Source organism: Rhodococcus sp. KB6, assembly GCF_001445685.1.
GTDB lineage: Bacteria > Actinomycetota > Actinomycetes > Mycobacteriales > Mycobacteriaceae > Rhodococcus_F > Rhodococcus_F qingshengii.
On record NZ_LNAK01000043.1, the window covers coordinates 66665 to 84220 of the forward strand.

A 17556-nucleotide genomic window follows, 5' to 3' on the forward strand; every position below is an offset into this window, starting at 1 on the left:
GATTACCTCGATCTGGAAATCAAATGTACGGCCAGTTGTGAAGTGGATGAGCTGCCGTGAACGGCGTTGATGTGCACCGAACTGCCTCGATGCTGGCAGTTGCTGCGTATCGATGTCAAGGCGCGGTATTGACATTGCACGAACAATATCGAAATATGGCCGTACAAACTTATTTCAAGTCGAGGCGGATTCATGCTCAAGCTCAACGACGAAGAGACATTCCTGATCGAAACCGTGCGCCGGTTCGTCGACCGAGAGGTCAAGCCCACGGTCCAGGAGGTGGAGCACGCGAACGAGTATCCCGAGAAGTGGATCGATCAGATGAAGCAGATCGGGATCTACGGGCTCGCGATTCCCGAGGAGTACGGCGGATCGCCGGTGTCCATGCCCTGTTATGCGCAGGTGACGCAGGAACTGTCACGCGGATGGATGTCCCTGGCGGGGGCGATGGGCGGTCACACGGTGGTCGCGAAACTCATCTCGCTGTTCGGTACCGAAGAGCAGAAGGTGAAGTACCTGCCGCGAATGGCAACCGGCGAGATCCGGGCAACGATGGCCCTCACCGAGCCCGGCGGAGGTTCCGATCTGCAGGCCATGACAACCAACGCCAAGAGCGACGGCACAGATCTGGTCGTCAACGGCGCCAAGACATGGATCACCAATGCCCGCCGATCCGGCGTGATCGCCTTGCTGTGCAAGACCGATCCAAGCGCAAGCCCTCGTCATGCGGGCATCTCGATCGTTCTCGTCGAGCACGGCGAAGGGCTGACCGTCTCCCGCGACCTCCCGAAGCTCGGATACAAGGGCGTCGAGAGTTGTGAACTGTCCTTCGACAATTACCGCATCTCCGAGTCGGCCATTCTGGGCGGTACTCCCGGAAAGGGTTTCGGTCAGATGATGAAGGGGCTCGAGACCGGCCGTATCCAGGTGGCTTGCCGCGCACTGGGCGTCGCCACGGCCGCACTCGAGGATTCACTTGCCTACGCGCAGCAGCGCGAGAGCTTCGGCCAGCCGATCTGGAAGCACCAGTCGATCGGCAATTACCTCGCCGACATGGCAACGAAGCTGACGGCCGCACGGCAGCTGACGTGGCACGCGGCGCAGATGTACGACAGTGGGGAGCGGTGCGACATGGAGGCAGGCATGGCCAAGCTGTACGCCTCCGAGGTGGCGATGGAAATCGCTTTGTCCGCCGTCCGCATCCACGGCGGTTACGGCTATTCGACGGAGTACGACGTCGAGCGGTATTTCCGTGATGCACCACTGATGATCGTCGGGGAGGGAACCAACGAAATTCAGCGCAACGTGATCGTTTCGCAGCTGGTTGCCCGCGGCGGTCTGTGACGGACCGGTGAGCAAGTAGGATCATGTCGCTATGAGCGGTAAGGAAAGAGAGACGGAGCCGGCGTACCAACGCCTCTCTCGTGAGCTTCGTCAGCAGATCTCTGCCGGTACCTACCGCGACGGCATTCAACTGCCCACCGAATCCGAACTGGCGCAGCATCACGGCGTGAGTCGGCAGACGGTCCGCCGAGCCTTTCACGATCTGGTTGCCGAGGGCATCGTGTACCGAGTACCCGGGCGCGGAACGTTCGTGACCGAGAACAGCGGCCGCTATCTCCGTCATCTCGGATCCATCGAAGATCTCATGAACCTTTCGCGGGACACGACGATGGAAGTTGTGTCACCGCTGCAACGGCGCGTGGACATCGAGGCGGCCAGTCGGCTTCGGCTCGACACCGACGTCGTGTACACCGTGGTCTTCCGGCGGATACACGAGGGAGTTCCGTTCGTGCAGACGACGGCGCATCTGCCGGAGGCGATCGCGCGGCAGATCATCGACCTGCCCGCCATGGCGGCCGGTGCGGTGAGCGCCAATACGGTGATCGGCTTGCTGGAACCGCTGATCGACAGTCCGATTGTCGAAGCAGCACAATCGATCACGGTGTCCCCGGCCACGGCGGACGTTGCCAGGGACGTCGATTGCGAAATCGGCCACGCCATGTTGCGGGTGGACCGTTTGTACTCCAACGCGCAGGGCGTTGCCAACGAGTTGTCGGTGAGCTATTTCTTGCCGGAGCAGTACACGTATCGGGTCACGCTGCGCCGCGGCGCACATTGACGCTGCGCCGCGGCGCACATTAGCGCTGCACTTTTCTTTGCTGTTCAACACCTTTCAGGAGAGAACTATGCGAATTTTCAACGGAATCGACGAAGTAGAGACGGCTGTCGGTGAGCACTTGGGCTACAGCGCGTGGTTCCCGGTCACACAGGATCGGATCGACAAGTTCGCCGACGCCACCGAGGATCACCAGTGGATTCACGTGGATCCCGAGCGCGCAGCGCAGGGTCCGTACGGCGGCACCATCGCCCACGGCTATCTGACTCTCTCGTTGTTGCCGGTGCTCGGCGCTCAGGTGATGCGTGTCGACGGAATCTCCATGACCGTGAACTACGGAAGCAACAAGGTGCGATTCCCCGAACCGGTCAAGGTCGGTTCTTCGGTGCGGGCAGGTGCGGAGATTCTTTCCTTCGAGCGCACCGCGAAGGGCGCGACGATAGTCGTGCGGTACACGATCGAAATCGAAGGAGCGGGTAAACCTGCGCTGGTAGCGGATACCGTGCGCCTGTTGGTCTCCTGAATCCTTTTCCATTCTTCCAGAACGAGATTCGAGGTCAGTTGTGAAACGAGCAGCATTGGTCGCGCCGGTCAGAACCGCGGTGGGCCGTTTCGGAGGGGCACTTCGTGACGTGCCTGCGGAAAGTCTGGCTGCCACCGTCGTCAAGGAGACCGTGCGTCGTAGCGGAATCGATCCGTCCCGCATCGACGACGTCGCGATGGGGCAGTCGTATGCCAATTCGGAGGCACCGTGCATCGGAAGGTGGGCGGCGCTCGAGGCCGGGTTGCCGATTTCGGTAGCCGGCTTCCAGACGGATCGCCGATGTGGAACGGGTCTGCAGGCCATCGTTTCCGCGGCCATGATGGTCCAGACGGGTGCGGCCGACGTGGTTCTCGCGGGCGGCGTCGAATCGATGAGCGGGATCGAGCACTACACCACCGGAGCGCGGTGGGGCACCAGATCCGGTGGGCTGCAACTGTTCGACCGCCTCGATCGTGGCCGCGAGCGCTCGCAACCCGAGTGGCGATTCGGTCGGATCAGCGGAATGATCGAAACGGCCGAGAACGTCGCGACACGCTGCGGGATCACGCGGGAAGAGTCGGACACCTTCGCCGTCGACAGCCACCGAAAGGCAACACTGGCAAGAGAATCCGGCCGCTTCGATGCCGAAATCGTCGCCGTCGAACTGACGGATCGAAAAGGGAACGTCACACAGTTTCGTGCTGACGAGGGGATTCGTCCGGATACCTCACTCGAAACCTTGGCACGGCTGCGTGCGGTAACCGAGGGAGGCGTCGTGACCGCCGGTAACGCCAGCCAACAGAACGACGCTGCGGCAGCGATGTTGGTTGTCGCCGAGGATCGTCTGGACGAGCTGGGGCTGGAACCCATCGGGTTCCTCGACAGTTGGGCCGCGGCCGGTTGTGAACCGGCGCTGATGGGCCTCGGGCCGGTTGCCGCCGTCTCGAAACTGTTTGCTCGCACCGGGGCAGGCTTTGCCGATTTCGATCTGGTCGAGCTGAACGAGGCGTTTGCGTGCCAGGTTCTCGGCGTCGTGAAGGAATGGGGATTCGAGGACCTCGATCGCCTGAACGTCAACGGTTCCGGCATCTCGCTCGGGCACCCCGTGGGAGCGACGGGTGCGCGTATGGCAACAACCGCGCTTCACGAACTCGGCCGACGCGGCGGCGGAAAAGCGCTGTTGACCATGTGTATCGGCGGTGGCCAGGGTATGGCGGCCGTGGTGGAGTCTGCCTGACGAGGTTCGCTTCTGGGTACACTTGCGGCGGGGGATCGGAAGTTCTACGGAGGCAGTCGGTTGACGAATGCAGGCGCAGCAGACACCAGTGGCGCGCTGAGCGTCGAGGATGTTCGTCGCGCCAGGGCCGCACTCGAGGGTTTGGACGTCACCAGTTGGTCCGGTCGCTTCGAGCTTCTCTCCGACACCAACCGTCTGCGTCTGTTGCTCTGCCTTCATCACGCACCGGGTATCTGCGTCACGGATTTGTCCGTGGCGCTGGGGATGAGCGGCACAGCCGTCTCACATGCGCTGCGGCTACTGCGTAGCCAGGGGTGGGTGAGCGCGACCCGCGACGGCCGATCGATGCGATACCAACTGGCGGACGACACCGTTCACCAGCTGCTGCATTCGATCGGCGCCACACATTTTCACGACGAGACACCCACCCCCGGGCACACGCACAGCTGAGCGCTACTCAAGGAGTCGCGAAGAACTTCTCGACGGCCGGCGCAGCGTTCGGGTTTCCGTTGGTGATTCCTGCGCCGACTCCGGCAACCGTGCCGATGACTCCACCGACGATGCAGCCGGCGATGAAGTTCGGGAAGATCGACAGGCAGCCGATTCCGACGCCGAGGTTGGCTCCGATCAGGGTCGACTGCAGACCACCGTTGTTCCAGCCGATATTGACCTCGTTGGCCATCGTGTCGAACGCGGCCTGCTTCGGATCGTTACCGGGGAAGAGCATCAACGCCGCCTGGCTGTTCGACTCTGCGGTCGGTGTCAGTAGGGGTTGGGACGGATCGAAGCCCGCATTCGGGGGCGCTGCGACCGCGGTGCCGGCTCCGGCGCCGACTGCGGCGACGACGAGAACGGACATGGTGAGAGTTCGGGACAGTTTCATGGGGACGGCCAATCTGTCTGTGTGGAACCAGTCGTGAATGGTGGCGGTGCAGTTCGTTAACCAGAACTCCACCGTCTGGATCGATCGTGCGGACCTCCTCGGGCACAACGGGACCCGTCGTCTCCGCGCGACGGGCCGTGTTTGGTGGCTACCCGACTCCGAGTGCCCTGAAACCGCCTAGTCTCATTCGTTTTTCGACAACCGCGCACGCAATTCTTCGACCTCGGCAGTAAGCCGATCTACCTCGGCTTGCAGGGGTTGGCGTGCCAGAGCGAGGGATTCGTCCATGCGCTCCTTGTCGAAGCGTGGCGTGATGTTTCGACTGCAGTTCCAGTCGAACGCTTCGACGTCGATGACGATGGAACGCTGGGCTTTTGCCGTCATGGTGCCGCCGGGGACTTGCAAGAGCTGTTGCAGTAGTGCAGGGTCCTCGTCCGCTTCGATCACCTGCGCACGCCCGTAGATCTTCAATCTCGTTCGCGTCGGGTAATCGATGACGAACAGCGAGATGCGATTGTTCTCTTCCAGATTGCCGAGCGTCACGAATTGCTGATTGCCGGGGAGATCGGCGAATCCGATTCGATTCGGGCCCAACACATGCAGGAATCCGCGCGGGCCGCCGCGATGTTGGACGTACGGCCAACCGTCGGGCGTCACCGTGGACATGAAGAAGGAATCCACGGATTTCACGAATCCCTGCGCGCGGAAATCGAATTCCATCGGGCCTTCGTCGGGCTGATCGAGTTTCGAACCGTACACGGTGAAACTTCCGGTCGACCGCTGACGCTCCACCGCAGCGGGGGAGAAGGCGATGTGTGCGTATCGGGTCGACATTTTCCAACTCCTGATGCTCAGTGCCAACGGTGGTCGGCAACGGCAGTTCGCGGACCGAACTTGGGTTTGACGGCTTGCCCGCTGACCTGCAGGAGCCTCACGGCGCGGTATCGATGCGGTTGAAGGGGAGCGAGGTACTGCACCATCTCGGCGTCGTCGATCGGTTCACCCAGCAGTGACCACCCGACGACGGCAGCGAGGTGGTAGTCGCCGACCGAGAGTGCATCTGAATCGCCGAATGCACGCTGAGCCACTTCGGCGGCAGTCCAGATCCCGACGCCGGGTACCGCTCGCAACCGTTTGGTCGCCTCGGTTCTGGGGAACGTGGATGCCTGCTCGAGGCGGTCGGCGACGCGAGCGCACTGAACGATCGTCTTGGACCTCGCTGGATCGACGTTCGCGCGATGGAATTCCCATGACGGCATTCGACGCCATTGGTCCGCGGTGAGTGGAACTCGCATTCCGTCGGGCGCGGGGCCGGGTGGGCGCTCCCCGAATTTGGTCAGCAGGCGGCGCCACGCGGCAAATGCGTCGATGCCGTGGACTCGTTGCTCGAGGATCGCGGGAACGAGAGCTTCCATGACGCGGCCGGTGCGGCCGATGCGCAGATGAGGGAAGCGTCGATGAGCTTCGGCGAGCTTGGGATGTTCGGGGGCAAAATCTTCGGCTTCGTCGTCGAGACCGAGCAGCGCTTCGGCGCCGGTCAGGAATTCCGTGGCGCCGGGACCCCAGGCCTGTACCCGGACCGTATGGCGATCCGACTGGGTGATGCGGTAGGTCACAGGACCCGAAAGTTGGCGGGAAACTCGCCAGATCGCTCCGTCGGCTGACCGTCGATGTGTGGGGTCGCCGGGTCCGCGCTGATGCGGGCTGAGCGTCAGCGCGGCATCGAGCGGTCGCTGAGAAGTCACCGTGACTTCGTCGACCGGAGATAGCGGCGTCATCGAGGTCAGCGTATCGCCACCGTCCATCCTCCGTTAAGGCGTGTGTCGGTGGCGCAACGTATTGTCCGAGCCATGATCATCGTGAGCACCGACGGATCCTGTCTGCGAAACCCCGGTGGGGCTATCGGCTGGGCGTGGGTCAATCACGAGGGTCCGAGCATGTCCGGCGGAGAAGCGTCCGGTACCAATCAGATTGCCGAGTTGCGTGCTCTGTTCGAGGCCGTCGTCGCCCATCCCGGTGCTGATCCTCTGCTCATCGAATCCGACTCGCAGTACGCCATCAAGTGCGCTTCCGAATGGTTGCCCAGTTGGAAGCGCAAGGGCTGGAAGACCGCGAGCGGCGGGGCGGTCAAGAACCTCGAACTGGTGCAGAGTATCGATCGAGCCATCACCGATCGAGTCGGTCCGGTGCGCTTTCGCTGGGTGCGCGGGCACGTCGGCAACCACTACAACGAAATGGCAGACAAGCTGGCCGGCGAAGCCGCACGCGCCATCGTCTCGGGGGACATCGCATCGGTGCCGCTTGCTGCCCCGGTGAAGAAGGAACCGACCGCCGTGAACTCCCCCTACAAGGAGAAGTCCACGACGGCCGAAGAACCGGCAGATTTGTTCACACTTTTCTGAGCGGTTCAGAACCCGTCGGCAACCTGAACCAGCGCCCGGCCGGTGTACTTGCCTTCGCGGACCTGATCGATCACCGAGACGACGTCGCGGACGGCAACGAGGTTCGTGATCTCCTTCAGATGGCGTGGCGCCAAGTCTGAGCCCAGCCGGGTCCACAGCGCGCGACGGGGCTCGATCGGCATCAATACCGAGTCCATGCCCAGCAGTGAGACTCCGCGGAGAATGAACGGCAGCACGGTCGTAGGCAGCGCGGCGCCACCGGTCAATCCGCTGGCGGCCACAACACCGCCGTAGTTGATCGTGCTCAGAACGTGAGCGAGGGTCTTTCCACCGACGCAGTCGACGGCCGCCGCCCACTGAGATTTTCCGAGCGGGCGAGGCTTGGCGTCGGGATCCTCGGGAAGCCGGCCGATCACCGAAGACGCACCGAGTGACGTCAGAAGGTCTGCCGCGCCGGGCTTGCCGCTGGAGGCGATCACGTCGAAGCCCGCGCTTGCCAGAAGGTCGACGCTGACGGTGCCGACTCCGCCGCTCGCGCCCGTCACCAGGACGGGACCGTCGGCGGGCTTCACTCCGCTGGCCAGAATGGCTTGGACGCTCATGGCTGCGGTGAATCCTGCCGTGCCGATCGCGGCAGCGTCGGCGGTGGAAATGCCGTCGAGCTTCACGACCCACTCGGCAGGCAAACGGGCGATCTCGGCGTAGCCGCCGTTGCGGGCGGTCCCGATCTCGTAGCCATGTGCGACGACCTTGTCTCCCGGGGCGAATGCGTCGGACTCGGAGGCAATGACCTCGCCGGCGACGTCGATGCCGGGGACGATCGGGTACTCGCGAACTACCCCGCCTTTCGGCGTGACCGCGAGCGCGTCCTTGTAGTTGACGCTCGAATACTCGACGCGAATGGTGACCTCACCTGCCGGGAGGAAGGATTCGTCGACGGTTTCGGGGGCGAAGTCGATGGTGCCGTCGCTGTCGCGGGCGACCCAGGCGTTGAAAGTAGTCATGGGTCGAACATAAAGGCCTTCGGCCCTGTGCGCCTTTTTGGTAGTGCGAACTACCGGAAAGGCGCACAGGGGCGGAGCCCCTAGATCAAGCTGCCCTCATGCACCGCTCGATCGAACGCCGGTAGCGGGCCACCGGCGCGCAGGGTAGTTGCCAATGCAGGATCGGCGAGATGGAGACGGCCGATCGCGATCAGATCGAACTCTCCGCTGCCGATGCGCTCCTCGAGCTGTGGGATGTTGTCGACTACAGGTGCGACGCCTTCGATGCGGCTGTCCCGCAGCGACTTTCCGATACCGACGCTGCCGACGGCCATCGTGACGGCGCCGGTCAGCTTCTTCGCCCAACCCGCCAACGAGAGATCGCTGCCTTCGAAGGCCGGCACGTCGAAACGCCTGATGCTGGCGTCGAGAACGTCGACTCCGGCGTCGACCAGCGCGCTCAGGATGACGCCCAACTCTTCGGGGGTTTCCGCGATCTTCGCGGTGAAATCCTGCTGCTTGTGCTGTGAGAAACGGTAGATGATCGGCAGATCCGGTCCGATGGCTGCGCGGATCGCGGCGACGACGGCGGCCGGGAACCTGGTACGACGCTCCAGGTCGCCTCCCCACGCGTCGTCGCGCTGGTTGGTGCCCTCCCAGAAGAAGGAATCGAGGAGGTAGCCGTGACCGCCGTGGATCGCGATGCCGTCGAAGCCGAGTTCGACGGCGTGCTTCGCGCTGCGGACGTACGCGTCGATGACGTCCTGGATGTCCTGCTCGGTCATCGCTTCGGTGCTCGCCTGTGCGCGTTCGACGTAGGCAGCGGAGTACGAGGTGACGCCGAGCGGGCCCCATTCGCCTGAGGGGCGCATCGGCTTGAGTGAGGGGTCCATCTGCGTCATCGCGCCCCACAGAGGTCCGACGTGCCAGAGTTGAGGCACGATCTTGCCGCCCGCAGCGTGCACGTCGTCGACTACCTTCCGCCATCCGGCCTGAGCAGCGGGAGTGTGGAGGTTGGGGACGTTGGCGTGGTCGACAGCAGTCTCGTGATCGATCGCGACGCCTTCGGTGACGATCAGTCCAGTGCCGCCCTCAGCTCGTCGGCGGTAGTAGTCGGCAACGTCGCGGCCGGGCACACCTTCGATGGAGTACGTGCGCGTCATCGGCGACATGACTATGCGGTTGGACAGTTCGAGCGAACGGATGCGGAGCGGTTGGAACAGCGGGTTGGTCACTTCGTCACAGCGCTTTCATGAATCGGAAGAATCCGGGGTCCTGGTCGACACGGAGCCGGGTGAGGGTTCGGTAGCTGATCAGCCACTTGCCGTCTTCTTTGCGGTATTTCTCGTGGTAGTGGCCGTAGCCGTGTAGGTGCAGTTCTTTCTCGCCGTCGTTCCACCACAGCATGTCCTCCATCGCCCAGATGCCGGTTGCGGTGGTGGGCGAGGTCAGCACGATTTCGGGAGTGTGTGCGTGGTGCGCCGTGGTGAGGGGGATGTCGCCGTCGAGCATGTTCCGAATTGCCGCGGTGAGTTTGTCGATGCCCACTACCTGGTTCGAGGTGTCGCCGGTCTTGGGTTGCTTGTCTGTCGGGAGTCCGCCCCACGTCTCGCTGACGACGTCTGCGGTGTGCAGGGTTGGGTAGACGTGCCACTGCTTGGTGTCCATGCAGCGTAGGCGCGCGGCGAACACACGCTTGATTTCCTCGATTGCGAGCAGTTCCTCGACGGCACTGATCGACCCCACTTCGGACTCGGCCTGAGACATTCAACCTCCAACGGTGATCGGCAAGATGGGTTCACATTCGGGTGCTCCGGGCGGGCCGTCAACGACCTGTCCCGGTGAGCGCGACGGCACTCGGTATGGTCGAGCGAACGAAAGGGGTGTCAGACGTGTGTACCGAAGAGGTCCCATCGACCGGACCGGAGGAGATCGCCGAGGTTCGGGCTTTTTGGCGCGAGTTGGGTGTTCCTGGCGTGATCGACGTCCACACCCATTTCATGCCGAAGAGCGTCATGGACAAGGTGTGGGGCTACTTCGATTCGGCGGGACCGATGATCGGTCGTCCTTGGCCCATCGCCTACCGACTTGCCGAGGAGGAGCGGGTACACCGTCTCCGCGAGTTCGGTGTCCGGGCTTTCACGTCGATGATCTACCCGCACAAGCACGCGATGGCCGAGTGGCTCAATCAGTGGGCCGTCGAATTTGCCGCGCAAACGCCCGATTGCCTGCACACGGCCACGTTCTATCCCGAGGAGTCGGCGGCGTCGTACGTCGGAAAGGCCCTGGATTCGGGCGCGCGAATCTTCAAGTCCCACATCCAGGTCGGAAACTACGACCCGAACGACCCTCTGCTCGACAAGGTCTGGGGTCAGCTCGAGGACTCCGAGACGCCCATCGTGATCCATTGTGGATCGGGACCGGCGCCGGGGGAGTACACGGGACCCGATCGCATTGCTTCGCTGCTCGCACGGTACCCGCGCCTGTCGTTGATCGTCGCCCACATGGGGATGCCCGAGTACAGCGAATTCCTCGATCTGGCAGAGGCTTACGGTAATGTCCGCCTGGATACGACCATGGCGTTCACCGACTTCACGGAAGAGCAGTGTGCCTTCCCGAAGGCGGACGTATCACGGCTCGTCGACATGCAGGACCGGATTCTGTTCGGTAGCGACTTCCCGAACATTCCGTACCCGTATCTCACAGCCTTGCAAGCGGTTACGCGCTTCGATCTCGGAGACGAATGGCTGCGAGCCGTCGTGCACGACAACGCTGCGAAACTCTTCTCGGTGAGCTGAGCCCACCGAGAAGTATTTCGCTCATCGCAATTTGATGCTGCCGCCGTCGGCCATCAACGTCTGTCCGGTCATGTACTTGGAATCGTCGCTCGCCAGGAACACCACGACGGGAGCGATGTCGGTTTCGGGATCACCGATGCGTCCGAGAGGCACCTTGGCAACCGATGCGGCTGCGCGCTCAGGGAAGGCTTCCTGCCACTTGACGACGCCTTCGGTGGCGGCGAACGGGCAGACCACGTTGACCCGAATGCCTTCCGGCGCCCACTCGTTGGCGACGACGCGCGTCAGGCCTCGCACAGCTTCCTTGGCCGCAGCGTAGGACGTCTGGGTCGGCATTCCGTCCAAACCTGAACCCGACGCGAAGTTGACGACCGAACCCTTGGTCTTCGCGAGTTCGTCGTGGCACGCCTGCATGAGGTGGACAACGGGGTAGAAACCGGTGTTGAAGGACAGGTCGAACATGTCCTGCGTGGTTTCGAGCAACGGAGCCTGACGGGACGCGTGAGCGTTGTTCACCAGGATGTCGAGCTTGCCGAAAGCCTCGAGCGCGGCGTCACGGATCTGCTCGGCCGAACCGGCGGCAGCAAGGTCGACGTTCAGGAACTTGCCGGAGCCGGCCAGTTCTTGTTCGAGGGCCTGGCCCTGCTCGTCGTTGATGTCGACGAACAGGACCTTCGCGCCTTCACGGGCGAAGACTCGGGTGACAGCGCGACCGATTCCACCGGCGCCGCCGGTGACGATCGCTACCTTGCCGTTCAACCTCATGAAACGCTCCTCTTTGTAAGTGCTGCTCAAACTGTTGCGGTCTCGTCGACTGCAAGTGCAATCTTTTCGAGGCCGGCGATGCTGTAGGCGGCGTAGGTCTCGTACGGCCCACGGCCGGAGAAGTAAGACGAGAGCTGGCCACCGAGTTCTTCGACGGTGAACGCGGATCCGGCTGCGTCGAAACGGTTCTCGACCTTGGGTGCTTCCATCAACGCCACCATCTTGCCGTAGACGACGAAGACCTGTCCGTTGATCTCGTCGGAATCGGGGGATGCGAGGTAGCTGACCAGGGTCGCGACGCGCTCGGGTGCAAGCGGATCGAGGCCGACGACGCCGGTGTTGTTCTCGCCGAAGGCTTCTGCCGTCATGGCGGTGCGGGCACGGGGGCAGATCGCGTTGGTGCGGACGCCGTAGCGGGAGAGACCTGCTGCGCTCGAGAGCGTCAGAGCGGTGATGCCGGCCTTGGCTGCCGAGTAGTTGGGCTGTCCGGCGCTGCCGAAGAGGAAGGCCTCGGAAGAGGTGTTGATGATGCGGCCGTAGACCGGTGCGTCGGCTGCCTTGCTGGCTGCGCGCCAGTGGACTGCGGCTGCGTGCGAGGTGGCGGCGTGGCCCTTGAGGTGCACGCGGATGACGTCGTCCCAATCGGATTCGGTCAGGTTGAAGATCATCTTGTCGCGCAGGATGCCTGCATTGTTGACGAGGATGTCGAAGGATCCGAAGTTCTTGACAGCCTCTTCGATGATGCGCCCGCCGAGCGACCAGTCGGAGACGTCGCCGGTGATGGCGAGTGCCTGTCCACCTGCGGCCTTGATCTCGTCGACCACGTCGTTGGCCGCTGCACCCATGTCGTTGACGATGACGGCTGCACCGGCAGCCGCGAGTCCGAGTGCTTCGGCGCGACCCAGGCCGGCGCCGGCGCCGGTGACGGCGGCAACTTTGCCTTCCAAGCTCAGTGATTGCGTCATGTCGTGCTCCTTCGATCCGGGCGGTCGGGTACGTCTTGCAAAATTAGTATTCATTCTAATTTGAAGTCGAGAGTTCGGTAGTCGTTCCGAAAAAATCATTCGAGCGAAATCAGAATTAGTTCTAGTTTTGAACAGAAGATTGGCCGACTGAGGAGGAGTCTCACTCAGCGGGAGCGGTGATCTGGGTCACGAGCGCTGCATGCCACCTTGGGGCGACGCGGCGATCCCACCGCGTACGCGTTTGCGTCACCACCGATCCGCTCAGTTCTCGGCCGCATTCGTCGGCTCCAGGGTCGGATAGTTCCCACCGAAAACGCAGTACGGTCGGCCCCGAATTCACCGGGCCGGACATCAAGGAAGGCACCAGCAGTGTCACTGAATTTGGCAGATCTGTACGAGGGCATCTCGGATCTGATTCCGGACCGCACGGCGCTCGTGTGCGATGGTCGTCGTCGCACCTACGTCGAGCTGGACGAGGGCTCGAATCGCATCGCCCGCCACCTGGCGAGCGTCGGTGTCGGGCCCGGCGATCACGTTGCTCTGCACATGCGCAACAGCATCGAGTTCGTCGAGAGTTTGCTCGGCTGCCTCAAGATTCGTGCGGTCCCGATCAACGTCAACTATCGCTACGTCGACGCCGAACTGACCTATCTGTACAACGATTCGCAGTCGGTGGCACTGATCGTGGACGAGGAGTTCGTTTCCGTCGTGGAGACGGTTCTCCCGGCCGCGCCCGGCATCAAACACGTCGTTGTCGTCGGCAAGTCCGTGGTCCGCGATATCGAAGGTGTCGACGTCGTTGGATACGCCGACGCTGCCGCGGAGCAGCCCGCTACTCGTGACTTCGCGCCCCGCAGCAACGACGACCTCTTCGTCATCTACACCGGCGGCACGACGGGGATGCCCAAGGGTGTCATGTGGCGTCATGAAGACTTCTACTTCGCGGCGCTCACCGGCGGAAATCCGTTCGGTCCGCCGCACACGACCGCTGAGGCTCTGTTCGCCGCGGTGCCGAACGTCCCCGCGATGAACATGCTCAGTACCGCACCCCTGATGCACGGTGCGGCGTCGTACTCGCTGTTCACCGGATTCTTCATGGGCGCCAACGCAATTCTCATGGCGCGGTTCGACGCGAAGACGACGCTGCAGCTCGCCGGAAGTGAGAAGGCAATCTCCATCACCGTCGTCGGAGACGCGATGGCACGTCCGCTCGCAGACGAATTGGCAGCAAACGCAGCAGATTACGACCTCAGCACGGTCGGAATGGTCTCGTCGGGTGGAGCCTTGTTCTCGCTCTCACTGCGGGAGCAGCTCAAGTCGATGCTTCCGAACCTGGTGATCCGCGACGGATTCGGCTCCTCGGAGTCGGGCGTCGACGGCAATCTGGAGATCGGCGAAGACGGCCTGATGCGCATCGCCGCTCGCGACGAGACCCGCGTCGTGGACGAAAGGATGCGGCCGCTGGAGCCGGGATCGCCCGAGACCGGCTACATCGCTCGCAGCGGTCACGTGCCGGTCGGCTACTTCAATGATCCGGTCAAGACCGCGGCTACGTTCCCGGTGATCGACGGGGTGCGGATGTCGGTGCTCGGCGACGTCGGGCGCGTGGAAGCCGACGGCTCGATCGTCCTGCTGGGGCGTGGTTCTCAGTGCATCAACACCGGCGGGGAGAAGGTGTATCCGGAAGAGGTCGAGCAGGCGCTCAAGAGTCACCCGGCGGTGCTCGACGCTTTGGTCGCGGGAATTCCGGATGCGAAGTTCGGTGAGCGCGTCGCTGCGGTCATCACGACCCGCGAAGGCTTCGACGTCCCGGACGCTGCCGAGATCGGTGAGCATTGCGCGTCGCAGGTCGCTCGGTACAAAGTGCCGCGCACCGTCATGAACGTTCCGTCGATCAGGCGTTCTCCCAGCGGAAAGGCCGACTATCGCTGGGCCAAGGCCACTCTCGCCGAGCAAGTCTCCTAGTCCGGCCGGAGCCGTCCAGCGCGTTTGTGAGGGACGCGTTGGGTGGCTCCGGTGCTCTAGCCTGTCACCGTCAGAACCAGCAGAGCGACGTTGAGTGCAACGATCAAGCCCGCCGCAATCCACGCCGCGACGGTCGTGAGCGGGGCATTGCGAGCGTCGCCCATGAGTTCGGGGTCCGAGGTCATTCGCACCAGTGGGATGATCGCGAAGGGGATGCACAGGCTCAAGACCACTTGGCTGAGTACGAGCGCCAGCGTCGGGTCGACGCCGAGTCCGAGCACGATCAGCGCCGGGACGAGCGTGACGATCCGGCGTGTGATCACCGGAATCCGAATGGCCAGAAGACCATGCATGATCTCGGCGCCGGCCGCGCATCCCACGGAGGTCGACGCGAGTCCGGAGGCGAGGAGGCCGATCGCGAACACCACGGCTACGCCCGGGCCGAGCGAATTCTCGATCGCGGCATGCGCACCGTCGATGGTGTCGGTGCCGGGTACTCCGCGCAGCGCCGAAGCGGCCAGCAGCAGCATGCCGATGTTCACGCCACCGGCGATGATCAACGCGACGACGACATCCCAACGGGTGACTTTGAGTAGTCGCTGCAACCGTGGGCCGGGTTTGATGTGGCCGTGGCGATCACGTGCCAATGCGGAGTGAAGGTAGATCGCGTGCGGCATGACCGTTGCTCCGAGCATGCTGGCGGCGAGCAGTACGGTCTCGGTTCCTTCGAAGCGGGGGACCAGTCCGGCGACGGCCTCGCTGCCGGAGACGTCGGTGAAGGCGAGCCCGGTCAGGAAGCCGATGGTGATGATGGCCAGCAATCCCATGACCACGAACTCGAAAGTGCGCTGTCCGCGCCGACTTTGGATCGTCAGGATCACCATCGACACGCATCCGGTGATCAGTCCGCCGAGGAAGAGCGGGATGTTGAAGAGCAGGTTGAGTGCGATGGCGCCGCCGATGACTTCGGCGACGTCGGTCGCGATCGCCATCATCTCGGCCTGGAGCCAGAAGGCGCGGCGGTTGTTCTTACGCAGGCGCTGACCCAGCATTTCGGGCAGGGATCTGCCGGAGACGAGACCGAGTTTCGCGGACAGATACTGCACGAGGACGGCCATCGCGTTGGCGAGTACGAGTACCCAGATGAGGAGGTAGCCGTACTTGGCGCCGGCGGTGAGGTTGGCGGCGACGTTGCCCGGATCGACGTACGCGATTGCCGCGACGAACGCCGGACCGAGCAGGGCGATGGATCTCCCCGTGGGTCGTCGGCGCGGAGTCGTCGGCTCTTGCGTACTGGTGCTCATCGGTCTCCTGGTCACACGTACTCGGACCTGTTGGTTCGAATAAGTGAACTATAGAGTTCGGGGAGCCGAACTTTCAACAGCTGTGCGCGGTTAGCGACCGCAGAGGGTCCCTAACCGCGCACAGGCCGGTTAGGCCGTCACGCCGGCAGCCAGGAGAGCGCGAGCCTCGGGTCGGCCGTCGAGGAGGGCGTTGGTACGCAGTTCGACCTTCCACTCGCCGTCCGTCTTGATCAGTTCCCAGCGGTTCGCGGTGATGCGGAGGACCTTGAATCCCGTCGGGTTCTCGGGGTCTTTGATGACCAACTGCGAATGGCAGGTCGCGACGGCCTTGTTGCCGTCGATGCGGATGTGGGCGGGTGTCATCATGTGAGCCGCGCCGTTCATGATCCAGTTCTGGTGTGAGGCGCTGTGAACCATCGCGCGCAGTTCGCCGCGGCCGTGCATCGCACCGGTATCGACGTCGTAGACGCCGTCCTCGAGCCACAGGTTCGCGACCTCGTCGGCTGATCCGCTGTCGACGGCAGGGCTGTATGTGGTCAGCAGTTCGGTGATCGCGAGCTTGTCCTCGAGCAATTCCACTCGGGCGAGCAGGGATTCGATCAGGGCGGTCGAGTCGGTCATCGGTACGTCCTTTGCATTGGATTGTCGGGGAATCAGGAAGTGGTGAAAGCGAAGCCCTCGGTGAGGGCGATTCGGTGAAGTTCTTCGAGTTGTTCGCAGTAGTGCTCGACGCTTCGAGCGCCGACCGAGCAACTGGCGATGGTCGCCCCGGCGTCACGGACGCGAGTCAAGGCGCGAAGGGTGGATTCGCGATTGCCGAGGGGATCGAGCGGCGCACCGGCGGGAAGCACCACGTCGAATCCGTCGGGGAGCGTCGTGGCGTCGAGCATTTCCTTCAGTTCGGAGAATCGCAGCCCGAACGGCACCCACCCGTCGCCGTGTGTGGTGGCCCGGCGCAGCGATCTCTTGGTCCGGCCGCCGATCCACAGCGGCACCCGTTTCTGGACGGCGTGGGGTTCGACGACAAATCCGGAGTAGTCGTAGAACTCGCCGTGATACTCCGGAGTCGGCGTCGACAGTGATGCCCGAAGTGCGGCCAAGGCATCGTCAGCGCGCGCTCCTCGGTCGGCAAATGGACCATTTATGAGATCGAATTCTTGTTTCAGAGTCCCCACCCCGAGGCCGAGTATCAGGCGTCCATTGCTGACGCGATCAAGCGTTCCGTAACGCTTGGCGATCTCGAGGGGGTGGTGGTAGCCCAACACCAGCACCTGGGTCGCCAGCAGGATTCTTGATGTACGCGCGGCGAGAAAACCAAGGGTGGCGAGCGGATCCCAGTAGGTTCCGCCGCGCTCGGCGGCAATCTCCTCGGGGACCGCCACGTGTTCACTGCAGGTCAGATGATGGAAACCGAGTCGATCCGCCGTGGCGGCCACTGTGGCGATCTCGCCGATGTCAGCACTTGCCTCCCACTCCGAGCGCGTGCTCGGGTGCTGAATCAGGACCGGTGTGACGATTCCCAGGTGCATCGGGCGTTTATAGCGTCCCCACTCGCCCGGTGGCAGGTGAATTACCGCTGATCGGGATCGAAAAGATCGATTCACTTTCCAGA

General features: G+C 63.2%; 19 protein-coding genes. 8 read left to right on the plus strand and 11 right to left on the minus strand.

The window, feature by feature from the left end:
- Window positions 1-192 precede the first annotated feature (192 nt).
- The 5 genes from ASU23_RS07335 (at window position 193) to ASU23_RS07355 (ending at window position 4329) form a co-directional block, all read left to right on the plus strand.
- Window positions 193-1344: an acyl-CoA dehydrogenase family protein gene (locus ASU23_RS07335; RefSeq protein WP_003940468.1), complete on the plus strand. Its 1152-nt coding sequence runs from the start codon at window positions 193-195 to the stop codon at window positions 1342-1344.
- A gap of 31 nt (window positions 1345-1375) precedes the next feature.
- The gene (locus ASU23_RS07340) at window positions 1376-2122 is read left to right on the plus strand and encodes a GntR family transcriptional regulator (RefSeq protein WP_003940169.1); all 747 of its coding nucleotides are present in this window, start codon (window positions 1376-1378) and stop codon (window positions 2120-2122) included.
- A gap of 67 nt (window positions 2123-2189) precedes the next feature.
- Window positions 2190-2642, plus strand: coding sequence for a MaoC family dehydratase (locus ASU23_RS07345; protein ID WP_003940415.1), 453 nt, complete (start codon window positions 2190-2192; stop codon window positions 2640-2642).
- 40 nt (window positions 2643-2682) lie between these two features.
- Window positions 2683-3879 carry an acetyl-CoA C-acetyltransferase gene (locus ASU23_RS07350; RefSeq protein WP_042923990.1) on the plus strand — a complete coding sequence of 399 codons (1197 nt, stop codon included), beginning with the start codon at window positions 2683-2685 and terminating at the stop codon, window positions 3877-3879.
- A 60-nt stretch (window positions 3880-3939) separates the two neighbouring features.
- Window positions 3940-4329 carry a metalloregulator ArsR/SmtB family transcription factor gene (locus ASU23_RS07355; RefSeq protein ID WP_003940184.1) on the plus strand — a complete coding sequence of 130 codons (390 nt, stop codon included), beginning with the start codon at window positions 3940-3942 and terminating at the stop codon, window positions 4327-4329.
- 7 nt (window positions 4330-4336) lie between these two features.
- On the opposite strand, the gene ASU23_RS07360 is transcribed toward ASU23_RS07355, so the two are convergent.
- The 3 genes from ASU23_RS07360 to ASU23_RS07370 form a co-directional block, all read right to left on the minus strand.
- Window positions 4337-4834 carry a hypothetical protein gene (locus tag ASU23_RS07360; protein ID WP_003940625.1) on the minus strand — a complete coding sequence of 166 codons (498 nt, stop codon included), beginning with the start codon at window positions 4832-4834 and terminating at the stop codon, window positions 4337-4339.
- Window positions 4835-4945: 111 nt separating this feature from the next.
- On the minus strand, window positions 4946-5596 hold the full coding sequence (locus ASU23_RS07365; protein WP_003940212.1) for a pyridoxamine 5'-phosphate oxidase family protein: 651 nt from the start codon (window positions 5594-5596) through the stop codon (window positions 4946-4948).
- A 17-nt stretch (window positions 5597-5613) separates the two neighbouring features.
- The gene (locus ASU23_RS07370; RefSeq protein WP_054826840.1) at window positions 5614-6567 is read right to left on the minus strand and encodes a DNA-3-methyladenine glycosylase; all 954 of its coding nucleotides are present in this window, start codon (window positions 6565-6567) and stop codon (window positions 5614-5616) included.
- A gap of 45 nt (window positions 6568-6612) precedes the next feature.
- Between ASU23_RS07370 and ASU23_RS07375 the strand changes: the two genes are divergently transcribed.
- Entirely contained in the window at window positions 6613-7164 is a 552-nt protein-coding gene (locus tag ASU23_RS07375) for a ribonuclease H (protein ID WP_007729467.1), read from the plus strand.
- A gap of 5 nt (window positions 7165-7169) precedes the next feature.
- Here ASU23_RS07375 and ASU23_RS07380 read toward each other — a convergent pair whose 3' ends face one another.
- From ASU23_RS07380 to ASU23_RS07390, 3 genes are all read right to left on the minus strand, one after another.
- Entirely contained in the window at window positions 7170-8168 is a 999-nt protein-coding gene (locus tag ASU23_RS07380) for an acryloyl-CoA reductase (protein ID WP_054826039.1), read from the minus strand.
- Window positions 8169-8248: 80 nt separating this feature from the next.
- Window positions 8249-9382 (minus strand): 12-oxophytodienoate reductase, encoded by a 1134-nt coding sequence (locus ASU23_RS07385; protein WP_058037639.1) that lies wholly within the window; start codon window positions 9380-9382, stop codon window positions 8249-8251.
- 4 nt (window positions 9383-9386) lie between these two features.
- Entirely contained in the window at window positions 9387-9914 is a 528-nt protein-coding gene (locus ASU23_RS07390; protein WP_003939692.1) for a nuclear transport factor 2 family protein, read from the minus strand.
- A gap of 125 nt (window positions 9915-10039) precedes the next feature.
- On the opposite strand from ASU23_RS07390, the gene ASU23_RS07395 reads away from it, so the two are divergent.
- Window positions 10040-10945 (plus strand): amidohydrolase family protein, encoded by a 906-nt coding sequence (locus tag ASU23_RS07395; RefSeq protein ID WP_172403435.1) that lies wholly within the window; start codon window positions 10040-10042, stop codon window positions 10943-10945.
- 21 nt (window positions 10946-10966) lie between these two features.
- Here ASU23_RS07395 and ASU23_RS07400 read toward each other — a convergent pair whose 3' ends face one another.
- Window positions 10967-11710, minus strand: coding sequence for an SDR family NAD(P)-dependent oxidoreductase (locus ASU23_RS07400; RefSeq protein ID WP_054831239.1), 744 nt, complete (start codon window positions 11708-11710; stop codon window positions 10967-10969).
- Window positions 11711-11736: 26 nt separating this feature from the next.
- Window positions 11737-12675: a 3-oxoacyl-ACP reductase gene (locus tag ASU23_RS07405; RefSeq protein ID WP_007729451.1), complete on the minus strand. Its 939-nt coding sequence runs from the start codon at window positions 12673-12675 to the stop codon at window positions 11737-11739.
- A 369-nt stretch (window positions 12676-13044) separates the two neighbouring features.
- Between ASU23_RS07405 and ASU23_RS07410 the strand changes: the two genes are divergently transcribed.
- On the plus strand, window positions 13045-14640 hold the full coding sequence (locus ASU23_RS07410) for an acyl-CoA synthetase (RefSeq protein ID WP_058037640.1): 1596 nt from the start codon (window positions 13045-13047) through the stop codon (window positions 14638-14640).
- A 56-nt stretch (window positions 14641-14696) separates the two neighbouring features.
- On the opposite strand, the gene ASU23_RS07415 is transcribed toward ASU23_RS07410, so the two are convergent.
- The 3 genes from ASU23_RS07415 to ASU23_RS07425 all read right to left on the minus strand — a co-directional run bounded on the left by ASU23_RS07415 (window position 14697) and on the right by ASU23_RS07425 (window position 17473).
- On the minus strand, window positions 14697-15944 hold the full coding sequence (locus tag ASU23_RS07415; RefSeq protein WP_007729446.1) for an Nramp family divalent metal transporter: 1248 nt from the start codon (window positions 15942-15944) through the stop codon (window positions 14697-14699).
- A gap of 129 nt (window positions 15945-16073) precedes the next feature.
- A complete protein-coding gene (locus ASU23_RS07420) occupies window positions 16074-16565 on the minus strand; it encodes a nuclear transport factor 2 family protein (protein ID WP_003939809.1) in 492 nt (163 codons plus the stop codon).
- A gap of 32 nt (window positions 16566-16597) precedes the next feature.
- Window positions 16598-17473, minus strand: a complete 876-nt coding sequence (locus tag ASU23_RS07425) for a TIGR03619 family F420-dependent LLM class oxidoreductase (RefSeq protein WP_058037641.1) — start codon at window positions 17471-17473, stop codon at window positions 16598-16600.
- Window positions 17474-17556 lie beyond the last annotated feature (83 nt).